Source organism: Neoroseomonas oryzicola (genome assembly GCF_012163135.1).
Taxonomy (GTDB): Bacteria; Pseudomonadota; Alphaproteobacteria; order Acetobacterales; family Acetobacteraceae; genus Neoroseomonas; species Neoroseomonas oryzicola.
Window position 1 is genome coordinate 389,166 of record NZ_JAAVUP010000002.1, and the last position, 20,356, is coordinate 409,521.

At 71.2% G+C, this 20,356-nt stretch carries 23 protein-coding genes and 1 tRNA gene; 11 read left to right on the top strand and 13 right to left on the bottom strand.

Annotated features, from left to right (window positions below; all coding sequences use genetic code 11):
- Positions 1 to 17: 17 nt before the first annotated feature.
- The 3 genes from GWK15_RS08380 to GWK15_RS08390 all read right to left on the bottom strand — a co-directional run bounded on the left by GWK15_RS08380 (position 18) and on the right by GWK15_RS08390 (position 983).
- Complete coding sequence (locus GWK15_RS08380; RefSeq protein ID WP_168040837.1) at positions 18 to 473, bottom strand: DUF6481 family protein; 456 nt, start codon at positions 471 to 473, stop codon at positions 18 to 20.
- Between the two features lie 55 nt (positions 474 to 528).
- Positions 529 to 672, bottom strand: coding sequence for a hypothetical protein (locus GWK15_RS08385; protein ID WP_168040838.1), 144 nt, complete (start codon positions 670 to 672; stop codon positions 529 to 531).
- A gap of 104 nt (positions 673 to 776) precedes the next feature.
- Positions 777 to 983 carry a cold-shock protein gene (locus tag GWK15_RS08390; RefSeq protein ID WP_168040839.1) on the bottom strand — a complete coding sequence of 69 codons (207 nt, stop codon included), beginning with the start codon at positions 981 to 983 and terminating at the stop codon, positions 777 to 779.
- A 266-nt stretch (positions 984 to 1,249) separates the two neighbouring features.
- Between GWK15_RS08390 and GWK15_RS08395 the strand changes: the two genes are divergently transcribed.
- From GWK15_RS08395 to GWK15_RS08420, 6 genes are all read left to right on the top strand, one after another.
- Positions 1,250 to 3,898 (top strand): AMP-binding protein, encoded by a 2,649-nt coding sequence (locus GWK15_RS08395; RefSeq protein WP_168040840.1) that lies wholly within the window; start codon positions 1,250 to 1,252, stop codon positions 3,896 to 3,898.
- A gap of 68 nt (positions 3,899 to 3,966) precedes the next feature.
- A complete protein-coding gene (locus GWK15_RS08400; protein ID WP_168040841.1) occupies positions 3,967 to 5,823 on the top strand; it encodes an AsmA family protein in 1,857 nt (618 codons plus the stop codon).
- 3 nt (positions 5,824 to 5,826) lie between these two features.
- Positions 5,827 to 7,206, top strand: coding sequence for an MBOAT family O-acyltransferase (locus tag GWK15_RS08405; RefSeq protein ID WP_168040842.1), 1,380 nt, complete (start codon positions 5,827 to 5,829; stop codon positions 7,204 to 7,206).
- On the top strand, positions 7,181 to 8,227 hold the full coding sequence (locus GWK15_RS08410) for a hypothetical protein (protein ID WP_168040843.1): 1,047 nt from the start codon (positions 7,181 to 7,183) through the stop codon (positions 8,225 to 8,227). The genes GWK15_RS08405 and GWK15_RS08410 overlap by 26 nt, the downstream gene beginning before the upstream one ends.
- Before the next feature lie 51 nt (positions 8,228 to 8,278).
- The gene (locus tag GWK15_RS08415) at positions 8,279 to 8,890 is read left to right on the top strand and encodes a hypothetical protein (RefSeq protein ID WP_168040844.1); all 612 of its coding nucleotides are present in this window, start codon (positions 8,279 to 8,281) and stop codon (positions 8,888 to 8,890) included.
- A gap of 43 nt (positions 8,891 to 8,933) precedes the next feature.
- On the top strand, positions 8,934 to 9,398 hold the full coding sequence (locus tag GWK15_RS08420; protein ID WP_168040845.1) for a DUF3429 domain-containing protein: 465 nt from the start codon (positions 8,934 to 8,936) through the stop codon (positions 9,396 to 9,398).
- On the opposite strand, the gene GWK15_RS08425 is transcribed toward GWK15_RS08420, so the two are convergent.
- Positions 9,373 to 9,948, bottom strand: a complete 576-nt coding sequence (locus GWK15_RS08425; protein WP_168040846.1) for an HdeD family acid-resistance protein — start codon at positions 9,946 to 9,948, stop codon at positions 9,373 to 9,375. The genes GWK15_RS08420 and GWK15_RS08425 overlap by 26 nt on opposite strands.
- A 219-nt stretch (positions 9,949 to 10,167) precedes the next feature.
- Here GWK15_RS08425 and GWK15_RS08430 point away from each other — a divergent pair, with 219 nt between their 5' ends.
- Positions 10,168 to 10,869, top strand: coding sequence for a YopT-type cysteine protease domain-containing protein (locus GWK15_RS08430; protein WP_168040847.1), 702 nt, complete (start codon positions 10,168 to 10,170; stop codon positions 10,867 to 10,869).
- Between the two features lie 118 nt (positions 10,870 to 10,987).
- Here GWK15_RS08430 and GWK15_RS08435 read toward each other — a convergent pair.
- Positions 10,988 to 11,063 (bottom strand) — tRNA-Ala (locus GWK15_RS08435).
- 116 nt (positions 11,064 to 11,179) lie between these two features.
- On the opposite strand from GWK15_RS08435, the gene GWK15_RS08440 reads away from it, so the two are divergent.
- The 4 genes from GWK15_RS08440 to GWK15_RS08455 are packed head-to-tail and all read left to right on the top strand — an operon-like array spanning position 11,180 to position 12,889.
- A complete protein-coding gene (locus GWK15_RS08440) occupies positions 11,180 to 11,482 on the top strand; it encodes a YggT family protein (RefSeq protein WP_168040848.1) in 303 nt (100 codons plus the stop codon).
- On the top strand, positions 11,482 to 11,784 hold the full coding sequence (locus GWK15_RS08445) for a DUF167 domain-containing protein (protein ID WP_168040849.1): 303 nt from the start codon (positions 11,482 to 11,484) through the stop codon (positions 11,782 to 11,784). The genes GWK15_RS08440 and GWK15_RS08445 overlap by 1 nt, the downstream gene beginning before the upstream one ends.
- On the top strand, positions 11,781 to 12,629 hold the full coding sequence (folD, locus tag GWK15_RS08450) for a bifunctional methylenetetrahydrofolate dehydrogenase/methenyltetrahydrofolate cyclohydrolase FolD (RefSeq protein WP_168040850.1): 849 nt from the start codon (positions 11,781 to 11,783) through the stop codon (positions 12,627 to 12,629). The genes GWK15_RS08445 and folD overlap by 4 nt, the downstream gene beginning before the upstream one ends.
- A complete protein-coding gene (locus tag GWK15_RS08455; RefSeq protein ID WP_168040851.1) occupies positions 12,626 to 12,889 on the top strand; it encodes a hypothetical protein in 264 nt (87 codons plus the stop codon). Before folD ends, GWK15_RS08455 begins: the two co-directional genes overlap by 4 nt.
- Here GWK15_RS08455 and GWK15_RS08460 read toward each other — a convergent pair.
- From GWK15_RS08460 to GWK15_RS08495, 8 genes are all read right to left on the bottom strand, one after another.
- Positions 12,868 to 14,112, bottom strand: a complete 1,245-nt coding sequence (locus GWK15_RS08460) for a threonine ammonia-lyase (RefSeq protein WP_168040852.1) — start codon at positions 14,110 to 14,112, stop codon at positions 12,868 to 12,870. The genes GWK15_RS08455 and GWK15_RS08460 overlap by 22 nt on opposite strands.
- 85 nt (positions 14,113 to 14,197) lie before the next feature.
- Positions 14,198 to 14,671, bottom strand: coding sequence for a transcription elongation factor GreA (gene greA, locus GWK15_RS08465; protein WP_168040853.1), 474 nt, complete (start codon positions 14,669 to 14,671; stop codon positions 14,198 to 14,200).
- Between the two features lie 114 nt (positions 14,672 to 14,785).
- Positions 14,786 to 18,031 (bottom strand): carbamoyl-phosphate synthase large subunit, encoded by a 3,246-nt coding sequence (gene carB, locus GWK15_RS08470; protein ID WP_168040854.1) that lies wholly within the window; start codon positions 18,029 to 18,031, stop codon positions 14,786 to 14,788.
- Between the two features lie 62 nt (positions 18,032 to 18,093).
- Positions 18,094 to 18,378 (bottom strand): hypothetical protein, encoded by a 285-nt coding sequence (locus tag GWK15_RS08475; RefSeq protein ID WP_168040855.1) that lies wholly within the window; start codon positions 18,376 to 18,378, stop codon positions 18,094 to 18,096.
- A complete protein-coding gene (locus GWK15_RS08480) occupies positions 18,375 to 18,680 on the bottom strand; it encodes a hypothetical protein (RefSeq protein WP_168040856.1) in 306 nt (101 codons plus the stop codon). Before GWK15_RS08480 ends, GWK15_RS08475 begins: the two co-directional genes overlap by 4 nt.
- Positions 18,677 to 18,946: a hypothetical protein gene (locus GWK15_RS08485; RefSeq protein WP_168040857.1), complete on the bottom strand. Its 270-nt coding sequence runs from the start codon at positions 18,944 to 18,946 to the stop codon at positions 18,677 to 18,679. Before GWK15_RS08485 ends, GWK15_RS08480 begins: the two co-directional genes overlap by 4 nt.
- Entirely contained in the window at positions 18,943 to 19,575 is a 633-nt protein-coding gene (locus GWK15_RS08490; protein WP_168040858.1) for a LysE family translocator, read from the bottom strand. The genes GWK15_RS08485 and GWK15_RS08490 overlap by 4 nt, the downstream gene beginning before the upstream one ends.
- On the bottom strand, positions 19,575 to 20,333 hold the full coding sequence (locus GWK15_RS08495; protein WP_168040859.1) for an SDR family NAD(P)-dependent oxidoreductase: 759 nt from the start codon (positions 20,331 to 20,333) through the stop codon (positions 19,575 to 19,577). The genes GWK15_RS08490 and GWK15_RS08495 overlap by 1 nt, the downstream gene beginning before the upstream one ends.
- Between the last annotated feature and the right edge of the window lie 23 nt (positions 20,334 to 20,356).

The following is a 20,356-nucleotide window of genomic DNA, read 5'->3' on the forward strand; positions in this document are numbered from 1 at the left end:
AAGAGGGTGAGCGCGCCTTACTTGCGGCGCGCCTTCCGGGCGGCGTAGCGCGCGTCGCGCAGCGCCTTCTGTTCGGCGGCGAGCGCGAGCGCGCGGGCCTTCTTGTCGGCTTCGAGGAGGGCGGCGCGCTCCTCCTGCTGCATCGCGGCCTCGGCGGCGGCGCGGGCGGCTTCGGCGTCGCGCCGGGCCTGGGCAGCGGCTTCCGCGGCGGCGGCGGCGACGCGCTCGGCTTCCTCCTGCGCCAGGCGGGCGGCCTCGGCGGCGGCGGCCTCGGCGGCGGCGGCACGCTCGGCCTCGCGCTGGGCGCGGCGCACCTCGCGTGCCTCGGCGACGGCGCGCTGCTGGGCAAGCCGCTCCTGCACCACGGGGTCGTCCGGCTTCGGCTGCGCGCGGAAGCGGTCCATCATCGCCTTGCGGGCGGCTGCCGCGGCGTCGCGGCGGGAATTGAAATCGTCGCGCTTCAGGCCTTGCATCTTTGCTTACTGTTGTCCTGTGTCTTGGGGTTGGCTCACTGCGCCGACCGTCGCGTCATCCGAGGATGTCGAGGACGATCTGGCGGATCTCCGCCGGCGTGAGGCCGGTGGACGGGCGCTGGGCCGGAGTGGCCTGCGCCGTGAGGAGAGGCCGCGCCGGCGCATCGCGCTGGCTGCGGGTTTCGGTGGTGGGTCGCATCACTGTTCTCGTTCTTGCTTGGCGACGCCGCCCGGTCCGGGTGGCGCCGCATGCGTCCTTGCGGACGGGGCCGGCGACTGCCGCCGGCCCGTTGGGGAGGACCCTCAGGCCCTCTTGAGGTTGGTGGCCGACATCTTGCCCTGCTGGCCACGCTGCAGGTCGTATTCGATCTTGTCGCCTTCCTGGGGCGTGCCGATCCCCGAGCGCTCGACGTCGGAGATGTGCACGAAGACGTCCTTGGTGCCGTCCTCGGGCTGGATGAAGCCATAGCCCTTGGTCGAGTTGAACCACTTGATGGTGCCATTGGACATGGGAATGTTCCGTTCGGACATGGTGCTGCCGCCGCACGGGACCGTGCGCCGGATCAATCTTGTGTAGGGGGCGGGCAGCGGGCTCGGGGCTCCATGCAGGAGCGGAGAGGGCGCAGCAGGACCGAACAAAGCTGACGCGATGCAGATAGGGCGTCGGAGGCCGAAATGGAAGGAATGATTTTCGGCCGGCTCCGGAACGGTCCGGGATATGGACTTCGCGGGCCGACGCCACGAAATTTCCCGGCGTGCCTTCTCGGAGCGAAATGATGGATGCGACGGTCCGCACCGCGGGCGGCCTCTGGACGCCGGCGCGGCTGATCGCCGCCCTCGCCGCGCGCGGGGACGCGCCGGCGGTCGTCACGATGCGGGACGGGACCCCGACCGCCTGGCCGGCGGCGGAACTGGCGCGGCAGGCCGAACGGCTCGCCGCCGGGCTGATCGCCGCCGGGATCGGCCGCGGGGAGGTGGTGGCGATCCATGCGCCGAATTCGCCGGACTGGATCGTGGTGCGCCTGGCCCTCGGCGCCGCCGGGGCGCTGCCGCTCGCCATCGACGACCTGACCGAGACCCATCTCGCCGAAGGCATCGTGGCCGAGGCGCGGTGCCGCTGGCTTTTCACCTCCGTCGCCCATGCCACGAACCTGTCGATGCCCGAGGGGCTGCGCGTGGTCCTGGTCGACCGGCCCGACGCGCCCGATGGCTGGCACGCGCTGCGGGCCGAGGCCCCGGTGCCGCTGCCCGACCTCGCGGCGGAGGAGGAGGCGCTGATCGTCGCGACCTCCGGCACCACGGGCGCGCCAAAGCTGTTCGCGCTGACGCATGGAATGCTGACCGCGAACCTCGAGGGCGTGCTGGCGCAGGGGCTGATCGGGGCGGGGGACCGGATGATGGTCCCGCTGCCGCTGCACCACGTCTATCCCTTCCTGGTCGGGCTGATGACGCCGTTTGCCGCCGGCGCGACCATCATCCTGCCCGAGGCGGTGACCGGCCCGCAGATCGTCCAGGCGCTGAAGGCCGGCCGGGCGAGCATCATGATCGGCGTGCCGCGGCTCTATGTCGCGCTGCTGGGCGGGCTGCAGGCGCGGGTCGCGTCGCGCGGGCGCATCGCCTCGACGGTCTTCGCCGGGCTGCTGGAACTCGCGACCAGCCTGCGCAAGGGCGGCATCGACGTCGGGCGGCGGCTGTTCGGATCGCTGCACGCGCAGATGGCCCCCGACCTGCGGCTGATGGTCTCGGGCGGGGCGAAGCTCGATCCCGACGCGACCTGGATGCTCGAGGCGCTCGGCTGGAAGGTGGCCTCCGGCTACGGCCTCGCCGAGACCGCCTCGCTCTTCACCGGCAACACGCCGGATGCGCAGCGCATCGGGTCCGAGGGCCGGCCGATCGCCGCCGGCACCTCGATCCGCATCGCCCATCCGGACGCGCTCGGCATCGGGGAGATCCTGCTGCGCGGCCCCAACGTCTTTGCCGGCTACCGCAACAACCCCGAGGCCAATGCGGCGGCCTTTACCGAGGATGGCTGGTTCCGCACCGGCGACCTCGGGCGCCTCGACACGGACGGCTTCCTCTACGTTACCGGGCGCAGCAAGGAGCTGATCGTCCTCGGCGGCGGCAAGAACGTGATGCCGGAGGAGGTCGAGGCCGCCTACGGCGTCAATCCGGTCATCAAGGAAGTCGCGGTGCTGGAGCGCGAGGGCGCGCTCGTCGCCATCGTGCTGCCCGACCTCGTTGCCGTGCGCGCGACCGGCAGCACGCGCGTCGAGGACGTGGTCCGCGTCGCGCTGGCCGAGGTGGCGCAGACGCTGCCGTCCTACCAGCGCCTCGCCGGCTACGTGCTGGCGCGGGAGCCGGTGCCGCGCACGCGGCTGGGCAAGATCCAGCGCTTCCAGCTGCCGAAGCTCTACGAGGAACTGCTCGCCGGCCGCGGCCCGCGCGAGGCGGCGCCGATCACCGAGGAGGAGGCGGCGCTGATCGCCACCCCGGGTGCCGCGGAGGTCTGGGCGATCCTCGAGGCACGCTATGCGGGCAAGCCGCTCTCGCCCTCGGCCAGTCCGTCGCTCGACCTCGGCATCGACAGCCTCGAATGGGTCTCCCTCGCGCTCGAGATCGAGAACCGCATCGGCCTCCGCCTGACCGAGGAGGAGATGGCCGAGATGGCAAGCGTGCGCGCCCTGCTGGAACGCGCCGCGGCCGCCGGGGGCGGCACCCCGCCGCCCCGGCGCAGCGCCGAGGAGGTTGCCGCCGCCATCGCGCGGGCCACCGCGCCGCGATCCCCGGCGCTGCTGCCCTTGCGCTGGGCCGGCTGGGGCCTTGCGCGCGGGATCGGGCGGGTGATGTTCGACCTGCGCGCGACCGGCACCGAGGCCATCCCGCGCGAGGGCCCCTTCGTCATCGTCGCCAATCACGTGAGCGACCTCGACCCCGGCCTGGTCGCCGCGGCGCTGCCCTTCGCCGGCTCCCGGCGCCTGTGGTGGAGCGGCGCGGTGGAACGGTTGTTCGGCAACCCGGTCAGCCGCGGCTTCGCCCACACCTTCCAGGTCTTCCCGGTGGATGAGCGCCAGCCGGGACAGGCGGTGACCATGGCCCGCGCGGTGCTGGAACGCGGGCAGGGGCTGGTCTGGTTCCCGGAATCCTGGCGGTCCCCGGACGGGCGGCTGCAGCGCTTCCTGCCCGGGATCGGCTTCGTGCTGGACGGCCTGCCCGATGTGCGGGTGATCCCCGCCCATATCGCCGGCGCCTTCGAGGCCATGCCCCGCGACGCCCATCTGCCCCGCCGCCATCCGGTGCGGATCACCTTCGGGGAGGCCTTCGCCGTCGCCGCCATCGTCCCCGAGGAGCCCGACCCGCGCCGCCGCGCCGAGGCCATGGCCGAGGCCCTGCACGCCCGGGTCGCCGCCCTGGTCCCGCCAGGCTGACCCCTTCGCCCTTCGCCTGCCGCCCCGCACTGGTGTAAGCGGGACCGCATGCACGGACGCAGGGTCAGATGAGCCGCCGCAGCAAGATCATCCTGGGCATCCTGGTGGGCCTGCCGCTGCTGGCGCTGCTCGCCGCCATGGTCGTGGTGCCGCGCATCGAGCTCGGCCCCACCGTGGCCGCCCGTGCGACCGCGGCGCTGGGGCGCGAGGTGACGGTCGCGAGCCTGCGCGTCTCGCCGGGCCTGTCGATCGGCGTGGCGCTGCGCGGCGCGCGGCTCGCGAACATCGAGGGCGGCACGCGCCCGGCCATGGCCGAGGTCGCGAGCCTCGACGCCACCATCGACCTGCTGCCGCTGCTGCGCGGGGAGGTCGTCCTGCGCGACGCGGCGGCCGACGGCTTCGTGCTCTACCTCGAACGCGCGCCGGGGCGGCGGGCCAATTGGCATTTCGGCGAGCGGCCGCCGGCCCCTGCCACGCCGGCCCCGCCCGACCGCAGCGGCCTGCCCATGGTCCATGCCCTGCGCCTGACGCGCAGCGAGGTCGTCTTTCGCACCACCAGCGGCAACGAGCTGCGCACCGCGCTGGACGAGGTGACGCTCGCGGCTGCTGCGCTCGACCAGCCGGCGGCGTTGCGTGCCGCGGGCAGCTACAACGCCGTGCCGCTGGCGCTCGAGGCCGCGCTCGGCAGCATCGCGACGCTGCGGGACGCCTCGGTGCCCTTCCCGATGACGCTGAACGCAACCGCGGAAGGCACCAGGCTGCGCTTCGAGGGCACCTCCACCGACCCGCTGAACGTGGACGGCATGGATGGGCGGCTGACCCTCACGGCCAGCAGCCCGCAGGCGATCCTCGCCATGGCCGGCGCCGAGGGCGGGCCCGCCCTGCCGGTCGAGGTCGCCGGCAAGTTCACCCGCCAGGGCGATGTCTGGCGGCTCGCGGAGGCGCAGGGAAAGCTCGACGGCGGGGATTTCACGGCGCCGCTGCTGGAACTGACCGAAGGCAATACGGGGCAGCCCGATGCCGTCGTCGCGCAGATGGCCTTCGCGCGGCTCGACCTTGAGCGGCTGGTCGGCGATCCGGGTGCTTCCGAGGGCGGGCCCGACGCGCCGCTCGCCGTGCCGGCGCGGCCCGATCCGCTGATCCGCGCCGAGGTCACTGCGCGCGAATTCGTCCATCCGGCGATCTCGGGTACCGAGGCCTCGGTGAAGGCGCAGGTCGCGCCGTCCCGGATCACCCTCGAGACGCATTTCGTCACCTCCTTCGGCGCCCGCTTCGGCGCGGCGGGCGAAGCGGTGCCGGCCGCCCGCGGCGCGCGCATCGCCGCCGACTTCGAACTGCGCGACGCCGACGTCGATGGCCTCCGCCGCGCCTTCGGCGTGCATTCAGTGCCGGTGACCGGGCGGATGTCGGTCGACGCCGCGCTGACGCTGGAAGCCGCGACGGCCTCCGCCGCGCGCCGCAATGCGCGGATCTCCGCCGTCGCGAGCATCGTCAACGGCAGCATCTCGCGGGAGGTGATCGAGATGGCCTCGACCGACATCCGCGCGCTGTTCCGCACCTCCCAGGGGATGACGCGCGTGACCTGCCTGCTCGCCGCCGTCGACGTGAACAGCGGGCGGGGGGAAGCGGCGCCGCTTCGGATCCGCGCCGGGACGGGCACCATCGCGGGCCTCGCGACCTTCGATCTCAACCGCAAGCGGCTCGACCTCGTCATCGGCAGCGAGCGCGCCTCGACCGACTTCTTCGCCCTCGACATCCCGGTGCGGGTCAGCGGGTCCTTCGCCGATCCGAGCATCGAGCCGGCGCGCTGGTCGCGCGAAGGGCGCGCGCGGCTCGAGCGTGGCGGCATGGCGCCGCTGCCGCCGAACCTGATGGAGATCGCGCGGCGCAACACCTGCTTCGCCGGGCGCAGCCTGCGGCGCTGAGGCATGCTGTTCAATTCCCAGGCGCTGGTTCTCGGCCTGCTGCCGCTTGCCCTGCTCGGCTGGTATCTCGCGCCCAGCCGGCCGGCGCGGCAGTGGTGGGTCGTCATCGCCTCGCTGACCTTCTATGCCTTCTGGGACGTGCGCTTCGTGCCGGTGCTGGTCGGCCTCACGCTGGTCAACTGGTTCGTCGCGCGCGCCCATGCCGCCAGCCCGCGCGGCTGGTGGGCCGATCTCGGCATCGTCCTGAACCTCGCGGTGCTGGGCTGGGTGAAGTACGCGAACTTCATTGCCGACAACGTCGCCTGGATCCTGGGCGGGCGGCACGAGGCGTGGAACATCATCCTGCCCCTCGGCGTGTCCTTCTACGTCTTCCAGAAGGTCTCCTACCTGGTCGACCTCAAGCGCGGGCACGCCAAGACCTATCCGCTGACGGACTTCTTCCTCTTCGTCACCTTCTTCCCGCAGCTCGTCGCCGGGCCGCTGGTCCGCCACAACGAGGTGATCTGGCAGTTCGCGCTCGACCCGCGGCGGCCGGAAATGGCCGAGAACCTGGCGCGCGGCCTGGTGCTGTTCACCATCGGCGTGGTGAAGAAGGTGGGCATCGCTGACACCATCGCGCCGGTGGCGGATGCCGCCTTCGCCCGCGCGGCGGGTGCCGAGGCCTTTGGCGCGGGAGACGCCTGGCTCGGGGCGATCGCCTACACGCTGCAGATCTATTTCGACTTCTCCGGCTATTCGGACATGGCGATCGGCCTCGCGCTGATGTTCGGACTGCGGCTGCCGATGAACTTCGACGCGCCGTATCGCGCGGCCTCGATCCGTGAGTTCTGGCGGCGGTGGCACATGACGCTGTCGCGCTTCCTGCGCGACTACCTCTATGTGCCGCTGGGCGGGAACCGGTCGGGCGCGGCGCGCCAGGCGGTGAACGTCATCGTCACCATGCTGCTCGGCGGGCTGTGGCACGGCGCGGCCTGGACCTTCGTGGTGTGGGGCGGGCTGCACGGCATCGCCCTCGCCCTCAACGGCGCGTGGAACCGTGCCGGGCTGCGCATGCCCTGGGTGATCGGCTGGGCGCTGACGATGCTCTTCGTGATCGTCGGCTGGGTGCTGTTCCGCGCGCCGGACTTCGCGACCGCCGCGCGCGTGCTGGAAGCGATGATCGGCCTGCCGCTGCGCACGGCGCTCGAGACCGACACGACGCAGCAGGTCGCGCTGGCCGCCGGGATCGTCGTCGCTGTGCTCGGGCCGACCTCGCAGGGTGCGGCGCTCGAACGGCTGCGGCCGCGGCCCTGGGTGGGCGCGGCGGTCGGGCTGGTGCTGTTCCTCATGCTGCTGGTGATCGGCGGACGCGTCCCGAATGAATTCATCTACTTCCAGTTCTGAGGACCCGGTCCGCTGGGCGCGCTTCCTGCGCGCGCTGCTCGGCTTCGCCGCCGTGCCCTTGGCGCTGGCCTATGCCTTCATCGCGCTGGTCGATCCCTGGGGCGTGCTGCCGGTGTCGCTGCCGGGCGATCGTGTGCCGATCTCGACCAACCAGCGCTATTCCTACGTCATGCTGGCGCGCGACCGGCGCTTCGATTCCGCGGTGATCGGCACCTCCACCTCCCGCCTGCTGCGGCCCGGGGTGCTGGATGCCGCCTTCGGCGGGCGCTTCGTGAACCTGTCGATCAATGCGGGCACGGCGTGGGAACAGTCGCAGCTCCTCGCGCAATTCGCGCGCAGCCATCCGGCGCCGCGGCGCGTCATCCTTGGGCTCGACCAGGTGTGGTGCGAGACGGGGCCGCTGCGCCGCCTGACGCCGCGGCCCTTCCCGGAATGGATGTATGGCGACAGCCCCTGGCGCGGCTATGGCGAGATCCTGAACCTCTACGCCGCCGAGGAAGCGGGCAAGCAGGCCATGGCGCTGCTCGGCATCGGGCGGGCGCGCTACGGGCGGGACGGCTACACCAACTTCCTGCCCGATGATTCGCTCTACGACGCGGCGCGCATCCTGCCGACGCTGGTGCCGCCGCCCTCGCCGCCGGCGCAGCACCCGCCGCCGCGCTTCGACTTCGCGCCGCATGTGCTGCTGCGGGATGCGCTGGCGATGCTGCCGCGCGAGACGGAGGTGCTGGTCTACCTCGCGCCCTATCACTGGTCGCTGCAGGCCCAGCCCGGCACCATCGGCGAGCAGCAATGGGCTGCCTGCAAGGATGCGATCGCGGAGATCGTCCGCCGCCGCCCCGGCGCTGTGCTGGCCGACTTCATGATCCCGAGCGCCATCACGCGCGAGGACACGAACTACTGGGACCAGCAGCACTATCGCGTCGCGGTCGCCGAGCGGCTGGTCGCGGACCTCGCCGAAGCCGCCGCCGGCCGCCAGGGCGCCGACTTCGTCCTGCTGGTGCCGCCGCCGGGGCATTGATCCCGCGGGGACTGCGTCGCAGGCTGCGCGCCGAATCCAGGAGCCCGACGCATGAGCGACACGATCCTTTTCCCCGGCACCGTCGAATGGTCGGGCGAGAATCCCGGCATTTCGCTGAAGGAGGACCCGTCGGGGCCCTTCACCACGCTCGCCTCCTTCTTCCGCGTCGTGCTCTCGCCGCACGGGCGCGGCCACGCCCTGGTGCTGATGCTCTCCCCGCACGAGGAAGCGCCGCCGGCCGATCGCGCCAATGTCTGCTACACGGACAACGAGCCGCTCGCGCGCTGGCTGGTCGCAGAGTACGTCTCCCATTTCGGGGCCTGGCGCGGGCTGCCGGGGCTGAAGGGGCTGCACTACCGCAGGCTCGACAGCGTGAAGACCAGCGGCGACGCCATCACCACTTACAGCGAGACGGTGCGTGCGGGCGACGCGACCATCGCGCTGACCTGGTCGGGCCTCGGCAAGCCCTTCTGCTTCGCGCTGACGCCGGCGAATTCGGCGACCGGCAAGCACCACATGCCCACCCTTTTCGTCGGCTGCGAGACCGCGACGGTCACGGTGAACGGCCGCGTGCGGCCCGGCGCGCCGATCCCGCGCGACATCGCTGGGCAGCGCATCTCGACCGCGATGCTCGCCTTCTCGGAGACCTGGATCCGGAGCTGACGGCCCTGGTCAGGCGACGGCGCGCGCCTACATCGCTATCGCCATGACCGATGCGCCCATTCCTTCCGCCGCCCTGCGGCTCGGCCTCGCCGGACTGATCCCGACCGTCGCGATGCTGGCCGCCATGGCGATGCTGCCGGACTGGCGGTTGCTCGCGGCCGGGATCGGCATCGCCTATGGCGCGGTGATCCTGTCCTTCGTCGGCGGGGCCTGGTGGGGCATCGCGGCGGCACGGGCCGAGGGGCCGGCGCAGGGGCGGCTACTCGCGATCGCGGTGCTGCCGTCCTTCCCGGCCTGGCTCGCGCTGCTGCTGCCGCCGGTGCCGGCGCTGGTGCTCCTCGGCCTGTCCTTCCTCGCGCTGCTGCCGGCCGATGTGCGGCTTGCGCGAGAGGGGCTGGCGCCGGGCTGGTGGTTCGCCCTACGGCGCGTGCTGTCCGTCGCCATGGCGGCGCTGCACCTCGCCATGGCGGGACTGCTGATGGTCAGCGGGCCTGCGCTTCCCGGTTGAGCCGGCGCAGCCGGAAGCCGAGGACGAGCAGGATGATCCCCATCACGGCAGCCTCCAGCGCCACGATCCACGCAATGGCGATGAGGCCCGAGCCCGGATAGGCGAGCAGCATGCCGCCGAACAGCACGGTGACCGCCCCGAAGGCGCCGAGCATCACGTCGGCCGCCCGGAAGGCGAGCACCAGGCGGATGACCCCGGTCGCGATCGCGAAGGCGCCGGCCATCAGCACCAGCATGAACAGCGACAGCCCCGGGGCGAGGAGCAGCGCCAGCGCGGCGGCCAGCGAGAGCAGCCCGTCCAGCCAGTTCCAGGCCCCGTGCGGCCCCTTGCCGGTGATCGCCTGGGCGATCGTCGCCACGCCGTCGACCGCCAGCCAGGCGGCCAGGAAGGCGAGCAGCACGAAGAGGCTGAGGCCAGGGTTCATGATCGTCAGCGCCGCGAAGACGATCGCCGCCGCCCCGCGCAGCGCGAAGGCCCACCAGTGATGCGCCATGGCGCGCATGATCTCGACGGTCTTGTGGCCGGGCAGGCCATGCGGCGCTTCGGACATGCGCGGTGCTCCCCTCGTGTTGCGCCGAGGCTAGGCCGAAGGGGGCGCCGCGGGAAAGGATCGCGCGCGGTGTCCTGTATCCGGATTCAGCGTGACCGTTTGGCAATTCGACGCCGTGGCGGCTTGCCGCTGCCACCGTCCGGCCGCAACATGCATCCAAACGCACTCGTAACGGGAAAGGCTCGCATGGACGTCCTCAACAGCATCATCGCAGCGCGCGTGAAGTCGGTGCAGGCCAGCGCCAAGGGCTACAGTGGCAGCTGCACCTACGCCTTCTCTCAGATGACCAACCCGGTCGCCGACATCATCGGGACCGACAAGACCACCAAGGATGGCATCTGCGAGATGCTCTCCGCGCGCTGGATGGTCGAGAATTCGCGCGGCCGCTCGTTGCAGGCCTGGCTTTCCGCAGGTGGCGGGAACGGCATCGATGCGAGCAAGATCCGGCTGCTCATGCAGCTCTTCATCATCGGCGAGTCGATGCGGCCGTCGCGGATGATCGACGAATCGGACAACGCGGCCGTGCGGCGCGGGGCCCAGGATCAGGACGCCGCAACGCAGAACTTCCTGCTCTCGAATGGCCTGGTGCCGGTGCCCGGCAACAGCGGGGGCTGGGGCAGGGGCGACAGCAGCGGCGGCGACAAGATCAAGCATCTGATCGCGCGCGACCTGTGCGACGGGCGCGGGGGCGGGCGTCGGTGGCGGATGATCGGCATCTGGGGGTCTGTCGGCGGCCACGCCATGGCCTTTTCCAGCGATGACAGCGGCTGCGCCTTCTTCGATCCCAACTACGGCGCCTTCGCCTTCTCCTCGAAGTCGAAGTTCCGCGACTGGTTCACGCACGCCTTCTACCCGATGGCCTTCTACACGAAGCTCCTCGGCAAGCGGTACGAGCTGCTGGATTACCAGAAGGCCGGCTGAGGCCACGCTCGCGGCGGCGGAGGGACACCCTCCGCCGCAAGCGCGATCCAACGTCGCCGGCACCCGGCGGGCGGCGTTGCGATACGCTGTGGAAATGTCGGCTGAATCTCGCGGGCGGTGGTGGAGCTGAGGGGAATCGAACCCCTGACCTCCTCATTGCGAACGAGGCGCTCTCCCAACTGAGCTACAGCCCCAACCCGCGCGAGGCGCGCTGAGTGCCCCAGCCCAGGCAGGAAGTCAACCCGCCTTCCGCGCGCCTTGTTCGACCGGCGGCCCGCCACTAGGTTCCCCGCACTTCCGAGGAGGGCCCATGCGCGCGCTGTTCTGGCTGCTGGATTCGGCGATCAGCCTCTATGTCTGGGCGCTGATCATCGCCGCGGTGCTCTCGCTGCTGCTGGCCTTCAATGTGCTCGATTCGCGCAACCGCTTCGTCTGGGCGGTGGCGGACTTCTTCTACCGGGTGACCGAACCGGTCCTGCGTCCGATCCGCCGGCGCCTGCCGGACCTCGGCGGCGTCGATCTCTCGCCGCTGGTGGTCATCCTGGTGCTGCAGGCGCTGCGGATATTCCTCGCGACCACCCTCGCGCCGGCCCTCGGCGTCTACGCCTATTGATGACCTTCTGGCGGACCGAACCGGATGCCGTGCTGGTCCGCGTGAAGGTGCAGCCCAAGGCCCGCCGGCGCGGCCTCGGCGGCGTGAAGCCGGCCGCCGACGGGCCGCGCCTGGCAATTGCGGTCGCCGAGGCGCCGGAGGACGGCCGGGCCACCCGCGCGGCCTGCGACGCGCTGGCCGAGGCGCTCGGCATTGCCGCATCCGCGGTGGCCCTGGCGCAGGGCGCCGCATCGCGGGAAAAGACGCTCCGCGTGGCCGGGGACCCGGCCATCCTCGTTCTGCGACTGGAGGCGCTGGCATGACCGCGCGAATCCTCGACGGCAAGGCGATCGCCGCGCGCATCCGCGCCGGCCTTGCCGCCCGCACCGCCACCCTGTCCTTCCGCCCCGGCCTGCGCGTCGTGCGGGTGGGGGAGGACCCGGCCTCCGGCGTCTATGTCCGCAACAAGGACAAGGCGGCGAAGGAGGTCGGCTTCGACAGCGCGACCGTCCACCTGCCGGAATCGACGACCGAGGCGGACCTGCTCGCGACCATCGCCGCGCTGAATGCGGACCCGGCGGTTGACGGCATCCTGGTGCAGCTGCCGCTGCCCGCGCATATCCGCACCGAGGCCGCGATCGCCGCCGTCGATCCGGCGAAGGACGTGGACGGCTTCCATCCGCTGAACGCCGGCCGCCTCGCCGCCGGCCAGCCGGGCCTCGTGCCCTGCACACCCCGCGGGGTGATGCACATCCTGGCCGAATCCGGCGCGACGCTGCGGGGCGCCCGGGCGGTCGTGCTGGGGCGGTCGCAGATCGTCGGGCGGCCGATGGCGCAGCTGCTGCTGGGGGCGGATTGCACCGTGACCATCGCCCATTCGCGCACGCGCGACCTGCCGGCCGAATGCCGCCGCGCCGAAATCCTGGTCGCCGCCGTCGGCCGGCCGGAGATGGTGCGCGGCGACTGGATCGCGCCTGGCGCGGTCGTGGTCGATGTCGGCATCAACCGCCTGCCGGACGGCAAGCTCGTGGGCGACGTGGCCTTCGCCGAGGCCTCCGCCGTCGCCGGCGCCATCACGCCGGTGCCGGGCGGCGTCGGGCCCATGACCATCGCCTGCCTGCTCGAGAACACGCTGGACGCCGCGCTGGCGCGCCGGGGGGCGGCATGATCCTCGCGCGCATCCTGCAGGTGGTGGGCGTCGCGGGGCTGCTCGCCTGCGCGCATCTCGCCTGGCAGGCCACACCTTGGGGCGGAGAGGGCTGGGCCCGCGCCCGGCTGCTCTACGCCGGCGCCGGGGCCATCCCGGCGCTCGCGCTGCTCGGCATCGCGGGGCTTGCCGCCGCGCTGCGACGGCAGGCGGCGGAGATCGCGGAACTGAAGGCGCTGGTCGCGCGCCTCGCGGCGGATCAGCCGCGGCGGACCACGTAGTCCGCCGCTTCCATCGCCGCGATCAGGGCGTCGCCCTGGGCGGCGTCCTTCACCTCGATCATCAGGTGCAGCTCGGTGCTCTGCACCGTGGGCGCGCCGAACAGCTGCTGGTGCTTCACCTCGATGACGTTGCCGCCGACGTCCGAGATGCGCTTGGCGATGTCGGCCAGCACGCCCGGCCGGTCGGGGATGTCGAAATGCAGGCGCATGATGCGCCCGTCGCGCAGCAGCTGCCGCAGCAGCACGTTGGACAGCGCGCGGGCGTCGATGTTGCCGCCGCAGACCGTGGTGCCGACCACGCGGTTGCGGAAGCGCTCTGGATAGGTCAGCACGGCGGCGAGGCCGGCGGCGCCCGCACCTTCCGCCACCACCTTGGCACCCTCGGCCAGCAGGGCCACGGCCTGCTCCACAGCACGCTCGGGGACCAGCAGGACCTCGCTGTGGCAGCGGCGCAGGATGTTCAGCGGCAATTCGCCGACGTCGCGCACCGCGATGCCCTCGGCGATGGTCGGGCCGCCGACCGAGACCGGCTCGCCGGCCAGGCGCTGCGCCATGGCGGGATAGCCCTGCACCTCGACGCCATAGACCGGCATTCCGGGACGCAGCGAGGCCGCCGCGGTCGCGACCCCGGCGCACAGGCCGCCGCCGCCAATCGGGATGACCAGGGCCTCGATCTCGGGCGCGTCCTCGAGCATCTCGAGCGCCATGGTGCCCTGGCCGGCGATCACGCCGGGGTCGTCATAGGGATGGATGAAGACGAGGCCCTCGCGCAGGGACAACTCATGCGCGTGGGCGGCGGCCTCGGCCAGCGTCTCCCCGAACAGCACCACGCGGGCGCCCCAGGATTCGGTCCGCACCACCTTCGTCGCCGGGGTGAACTTCGGCATGACGATGGTGGCCTTCACGCCGGCCAGCTGGGCGTGGCGAGCGACGGCCTGGGCATGGTTGCCGGCCGACATGGCGATCACGCCGGCTTCCCGTTCCCTGGGCGTCAGCAGCGCGAGGCGGTTCGCCGCGCCGCGTTCCTTGAAGGCTCCGGTGGCCTGCAGGTTGTCGAGCTTGAGGAAGACGCGCGTGCCCGCCACCCGGTTCACCGCCGGGTTCTCGATGGTCGGGGTGCGCAGGATCGAGCCGCGAATTCGCTCCGCCGCCGCGCGGATGTCGGCGAGCGTGACGCTCGGCGCGACAGGGGCCTCGGGGCGGATGGCGTTCACGGCGGACATCGGTGTTCCTCGTGGTGGGTGAAAAGACGAAGGGCGCTCCGGGTGACCCCGGGGCGCCCTGGCCGCTCGGCGGTTTGGCCGGCGGTCAGGCGTATCTGACGGCGGTAATCTCCACCGACCGGGCGCCGCCCGGCGCCGGGACCTCGACCGAATCGCCGACCTTCTTGCCCATCAGCGCCTTGGCCAGGGGGGAGGTGACGGAAATCGAGCCGTTCTTCATGTCCGCCTCGTACTGGCCGACGATGCGGTAGGTCTTCTCGTCGTCGCTTTCCTCGTCGACGATCGTGACCTTGGCGCCGAAACGGACCTGGTCGCCGGTGATGCGGGCGACGTCGATGACCTCGACGGAGGGGATGATGCCCTCGAGCTCGGCGATGCGGCCTTCGATGAAGGACTGGCGCTCGCGCGCGGCGTGGTATTCCGCGTTCTCCGACAGGTCGCCATGCGCGCGCGCTTCGGCGATCGCCCGGATGATCGCCGGACGCTCCTCGCTCTTCAGGACCTTCAGTTCCTCCTCGAGACGCGCAAGGCCTTCGGCGGTCATCGGGAACTTCTGCACGGCGTACCCTTCCCAGTAACAGCGTCCCCCGCCGGCCCTCGGTCCGGGGTTCAGCCAGGCCTGTCGGACGGTGGGGAAAAGACGCCACGGGGGCCCGAAAGGGCCCCCATGCGGTCAGAACGACGTAGTAAAATACGCCTGGAGGGGGGCCACATCAAGGGTTCCGGCCTTCAGCGCCGCGATGGCATGGACCGCCGCCCGCGCCCCGGCCGCCGTCGTGTAGTGCGGAATGCCGTGGGTCAGGGCCGAACGGCGGATGTCGAAGCTGTCCGCCACAGACTGCCCGCCGCCGGTGGTGTTGATCACCAGCTGGATGTCGCCGGACTTGATCGCGTCCACGCAATGCGGGCGGCCTTCCAGCACCTTGTTGATGACCTGGCAGTCGAGCCCGGCTTCCCGGATCCGCGCCGCCGTTCCCCGCGTCGCGACGATCGAAAAGCCGATATCCGTGAGCCGGCGGGCCAGCGTCACCGCCGCGGCCTTGTCGCTGTCCTTCACCGAGATGAAGGCGGTGCCCGATTCCGGCAGCTTCACCCCCGCGCCGAGCTGGGACTTGAGGAAGGCCCGCTCGAAGGAGAGGTCGAGGCCCATCACCTCGCCGGTCGACTTCATCTCCGGTCCCAGGATGACGTCGACATTGGGGAAGCGGTTGAAGGGGAAGACCGCTTCCTTGACCGCGACGTGGCGGGAGACGGCGTCGTCGTCGAGCTTGAACTCGGACAGGGGCGTGCCCGCCATGACCCGCGCACCGATCTTGGCGACCGGCACGCCGGTGGCCTTGGCCACGAAGGGCACGGTGCGAGAGGCGCGCGGGTTCACCTCGAGGACGAAGATCTCTCCGTCCTTGACCGCGTACTGCACGTTCATCAGGCCCTGGACCTTGAGCGCGCGGGCCATGGCTTCCGTCTCGGCCTTGAGCTCCGTCACGATCGCCGGCGGCAGGGAGTAGGGCGGCAGCGAGCAGGCGCTATCGCCGGAATGGATGCCGGCTTCCTCGATGTGCTCCATGACGCCCGCGACATAGACCTGGCCCTGCGCGTCGCAGATGCAGTCGACATCGACCTCGATCGCGTCCTGCAGGTACTGGTCGATCAGGATCGGATTCTCGCCCGAGACCTTCACCGCCTCGGCGCCGAAGCGGCGGAGCTGCTCGTCGTTGTGCGCGATCTCCATCGCGCGGCCGCCGAGCACGTAGGACGGGCGCACCACGACCGGGTAGCCGATGCGGTTCGCCTCGGTGATCGCCTCGTCCAGCGTGCGCGCCGTGCCGTTCTGCGGCTGCTTCAGGCCAAGGCCCTTGAGCAGCATCTGGAAGCGCTCGCGGTCCTCCGCGATGTCGATGGCCTCGGCGGAGGTGCCCAGGATCGGGATGCCCGCCTTGTGCAGCGCCTGGGAGAGCTTGAGCGGCGTCTGCCCGCCATACTGGACGATGCAGCCCAGCACCTCCCCGGATTCCTGTTCCTTGCGGATCAGGGCGATCACGTCCTCGGCCGTCAGCGGTTCGAAATACAGGCGGTCGGAGGTGTCGTAGTCGGTCGAGACCGTTTCCGGGTTGCAGTTGACCATGATGGTCTCGAAGCCGGCGTCACGCAGCGCGTAGCAGGCATGGACGCAGCAATAGTCGAACTCGATGCCCTGGCCGATGCGGTTCGGCCCGCCGCCGAGGATGATGACCTTCTTGCGCGCGGTCGGCCGGCTTTCGCAGGCCGGCACGCCGAAGCCGCCCTCATAGGTCGAGTACATGTAGGGCGTCTCGGAGGCGAACTCGGCGGCGCAGGTGTCGATGCGCTTGTAGACCGGCTGCACGGCGAGCTTCGCGCGCAGGGCGGCGACCTCCGTCTCCTTGACGCCGGCGATGCTCGCGAGCCGCTTGTCCGAGAAGCCGAGCGCCTTGAGCCGGCGCAGCGCCGTCGCCGATTGCGGCAGGCCCTTCGCCTTCACCTCGGCCTCGGCGGCGACGATCTTCTCGACCTCGCGCAGGAACCAGGGGTCGAACTTCGACGCCTCGTGGATTTCCTCGAGCGAGACGCCGGCGCGCATCGCCTGCGCCGCCATCAGGATGCGGTCGGGCTTGGGGGTGGCGAGTGCGGCATGGAAGGCCTGGGCCGAGCCGTCGCCGGGTGCGGCCACCTCGTCGAGGCCCGAAAGGCCCGTCTCCAGCCCGCGCAGGCCCTTCTGCAGGGCTTCCGCGAAGGAGCGGCCGATCGCCATGGTCTCGCCGACCGACTTCATCGAGGTCGTCAGCGTCGGCGGCGTGCCGGGGAACTTCTCGAAGGTGAAGCGGGGGATCTTCACCACGACGTAGTCGATGGTGGGCTCGAACGACGCCGGCGTGACTTCCGTGATGTCGTTCTGCAGCTCATCGAGCGTGTAGCCGACGGCGAGCTTCGCCGCGACCTTGGCGATCGGGAAGCCGGTCGCCTTCGACGCGAGCGCGGAGGAGCGCGACACGCGCGGGTTCATCTCGATGATGACCATGCGGCCATCGGCGGGGTTGATGCCGAACTGCACGTTCGACCCGCCGGTGTCGACGCCGATCTCGCGCAGGCAGGCGATGCTCGCGTCCCGCATGCGCTGGTATTCCTTGTCGGTCAGCGTCAGCGCCGGGGCGATGGTGACGGAATCACCGGTGTGCACGCCCATCGCGTCGAGGTTCTCGATCGAGCAGATGATGATGCAGTTGTCCGCGTTGTCGCGGACCACCTCCATCTCGAACTCCTTCCAGCCGAGCACGCTTTCCTCGATCAGCACCTCGGAGGTCATCGAGGCGGACAACCCGGCGGAGACGATCTGCTCGAACTCCTCCTTGTTGTAGGCGATGCCGCCGCCCGTGCCGCCGAGGGTGAAGGAGGGGCGGATGACGCAGGGCAGGCCGACGACCTTCAGCCCCTCGCGCGCCTCGTCCATCGTGTGGGCGATGGTCGATTTCGGGCTCTCGATGCCGATCTTGGACATGGCATCGCGGAACTTCTGGCGGTCCTCGGCCTTGTCGATGACCTCGGCCTTGGCGCCGATCAGCTCGCAGCCATACTTCGCGAGCACGCCGGCCTCGGCCAGCTTCAGCGAAGTGTTGAGCGCGGTCTGCCCGCCCATGGTCGGCAGCAGCGCGTCGGGGCGCTCCTTGGCGATGATCTTCTCGACGATCTCGGGGGTGATCGGCTCGATGTAGGTTGCGTCCGCCAGGCCCGGATCGGTCATGATCGTCGCCGGGTTGGAGTTCACCAGGATGACGCGGTAGCCCTCGGCGCGCAGCGCCTTGCAGGCCTGGGCGCCGGAATAGTCGAACTCGCAGGCCTGGCCGATGACGATCGGGCCCGCGCCGATGATGAGGATGGACTTGATGTCGGTGCGCTTCGGCATGGTCTCAGGCCTCGGGGGAAGAAGGGGCGGCGGGGCCGCGAAGGTTGGTCCGCGTCATGGCCCTAGGGCCTCCCGGCGCGGTTCAGGGCGTAGCCGAGCAGCGGCAGCAGCAGGATCAGCGGAAACATGGTCGGCGCGTAGAGGAAGACGCCGAGCGGCAGGAGCAGCCAGACCGCATCGGGGCCCTCGGCCAGCAGCAGGGGCAGGGCCGGCGCGCCGAAGCAGGCGGCGACGCCGGCAAGGAAGCCGAGGATGCTCGCGACGAAGAGCGGCCGCCGCGGCCGCAGCCACAGGAAGACCGCGAGCGCGACCGCATAGCCGAGCAGCGAGGGCAGGAGGCGGATCATGCCGACCGCCGCGGCAGCGCGAGCAGGATGAGGAAGGCGATGAGCGCGAAGATGCCGCCGCCGATCAGCGCGCCGGCCACCGCCTCATCGGCGAAGCCTCCGCGTTCGAAGTTGATCGCCCAGGTGCCGGCCACGGCGATCATGACGCCATAGGCGGCGCTGGTCGCGACGAAGGGCCGCAGCGCCCGGTGGCCGCCGGCGAGCAGCGGCGTCATCCACCAGAACAGGCCAAGCGCCGGCGGCAGCGCAACCAGCGCTGCGGTCGCGCCATGCGCCAGCGCATCGATGCCGTAGTACATCATGGACGCGCCCCGGCCGCCGACTGCCGCCAGGCGCTCCAGAGCAGCAGCGGCAGCAGGATGAGATGCGGGATGCCCCAGAAGGCCAGCGCCGCCATGGCATGCTCGCCCGCCATCAGCGTCGTGGCGCCGTGCACCGCCACCGAGAGCACGAAGGCCGTCACGGCCGCGCGCATCGGCGGATAGATCCGGCGCAGGCTGGACGCCAGCACGAAGAGCACGAGCCCCGAATAGGCGAGGGCGAACAGGCCGGCCACACCCTCGATCATGCGCGGCTCTCCGTCGCCAGCTTGACCGCGAGCAGCGCGAGCGCCCCGCCCAGGATCCAGCGCTGCGCCGCCATCCAGCCCGGCCGCGTGCCGAGGAAGCGCGCCACCCCCGCCGCGCCCATCACCAGCGCCCCGTCGAAGACGATGGCGACCGCGATCTGCACGGCGCCGAGGATCGCACCCTGCGTGAAGACGTCGCCGCGCGCCGGGTCGATGAAGGGCGGCAGCACCGCGACGTAGAACAGTGCCACCTTCGGGTTCAGCGCCGCGGTGGCGAAGCCGACGGAGAACAGCCGCACCGCCGGTTCCTGCGGCATGGCGCGGACCGCGAAGATCGGCTGCCCGCCTGGCCGCACGCATTGCCAGGCGAGGAACAACAGATAGGCCGCACCGCCGAGCCGCAGGATGTCCCACGCATAGGGCACCGCGAACAGCGCCGCGGTCAGTCCCGCCGCGGCGCAGAGCATGATGACCAGCGAGCCGAACTGGCACCCCACCAGCGAAATCATGCCCGCCCCCGTCCCCTGCGCGAGGGCGCGCGAGACGAGGTAGAGCATGTTCGGCCCCGGCGTCGCCGCGAGGCCGAAGGACAGCGCGGCGAAGACCAGCAGGGTCTCGAGCGGTGGCATCAGCCGTGCACCGAGAACCCGCCATCGACGGGGATGGACACGCCCGTGATGAAGGACGACGCGTCGGAGGCGAGGAAGGCCGCGACGCCCTCGAAGTCGCGCGGATCGCCCCAGCGCTTGGAGGGCGTCCGGCGCAGCACGTCCTCGTGCAGCGTCGCCATGTCCTGCCGTGCCTTCCGGGTCAGGTCGGTGTCGATCCAGCCCGGCAGGATGACGTTCACCGTGATCCCGTCCGGCGCCCAGGCGACGGCGAGCGACTTCGTCAGCTGCACCACCCCGCCCTTGGACGCGCCATAGGCCGCATGGAAGGGCAGGCCGAAGATCGACAGCATCGACCCGTTGTTGATGACCCGCCCGACGCCGCCCTTCTTCAGCCAGGGATGCGCCGCCTGGCTCGCGATCATGGTGCTGGTCAGGTTGGTCGCGAGCACCGTGTGCCAGTCCTCCATCCGGTATTCCTCCGGACGGCGGCGGATATTGGTGCCGGCGTTGTTCACCAGGATGTCGAGGCGGCCGAAGCGCTCGGCCGTGGTCGCGACCATGGCGCGGATCGAGGCATCCTGCGTCACGTCCACCTCGACCGCATCGGCGGTGGCGCCAAGCGCCTGGAGCTCCGCGACCGCGGCCGCGTTCTTCGCCGCATTGCGCCCCGCCACCATGACGGTCGCGCCGGCCTTGGCGAGGCCGCGGGCGAAGCCGAGGCCGATGCCCCCGTTGCCGCCGGTGACGAGCGCGACGCGCCCCTTCAGGTCGAACATGCCGTTTCCCTCTCTTGTGCTGC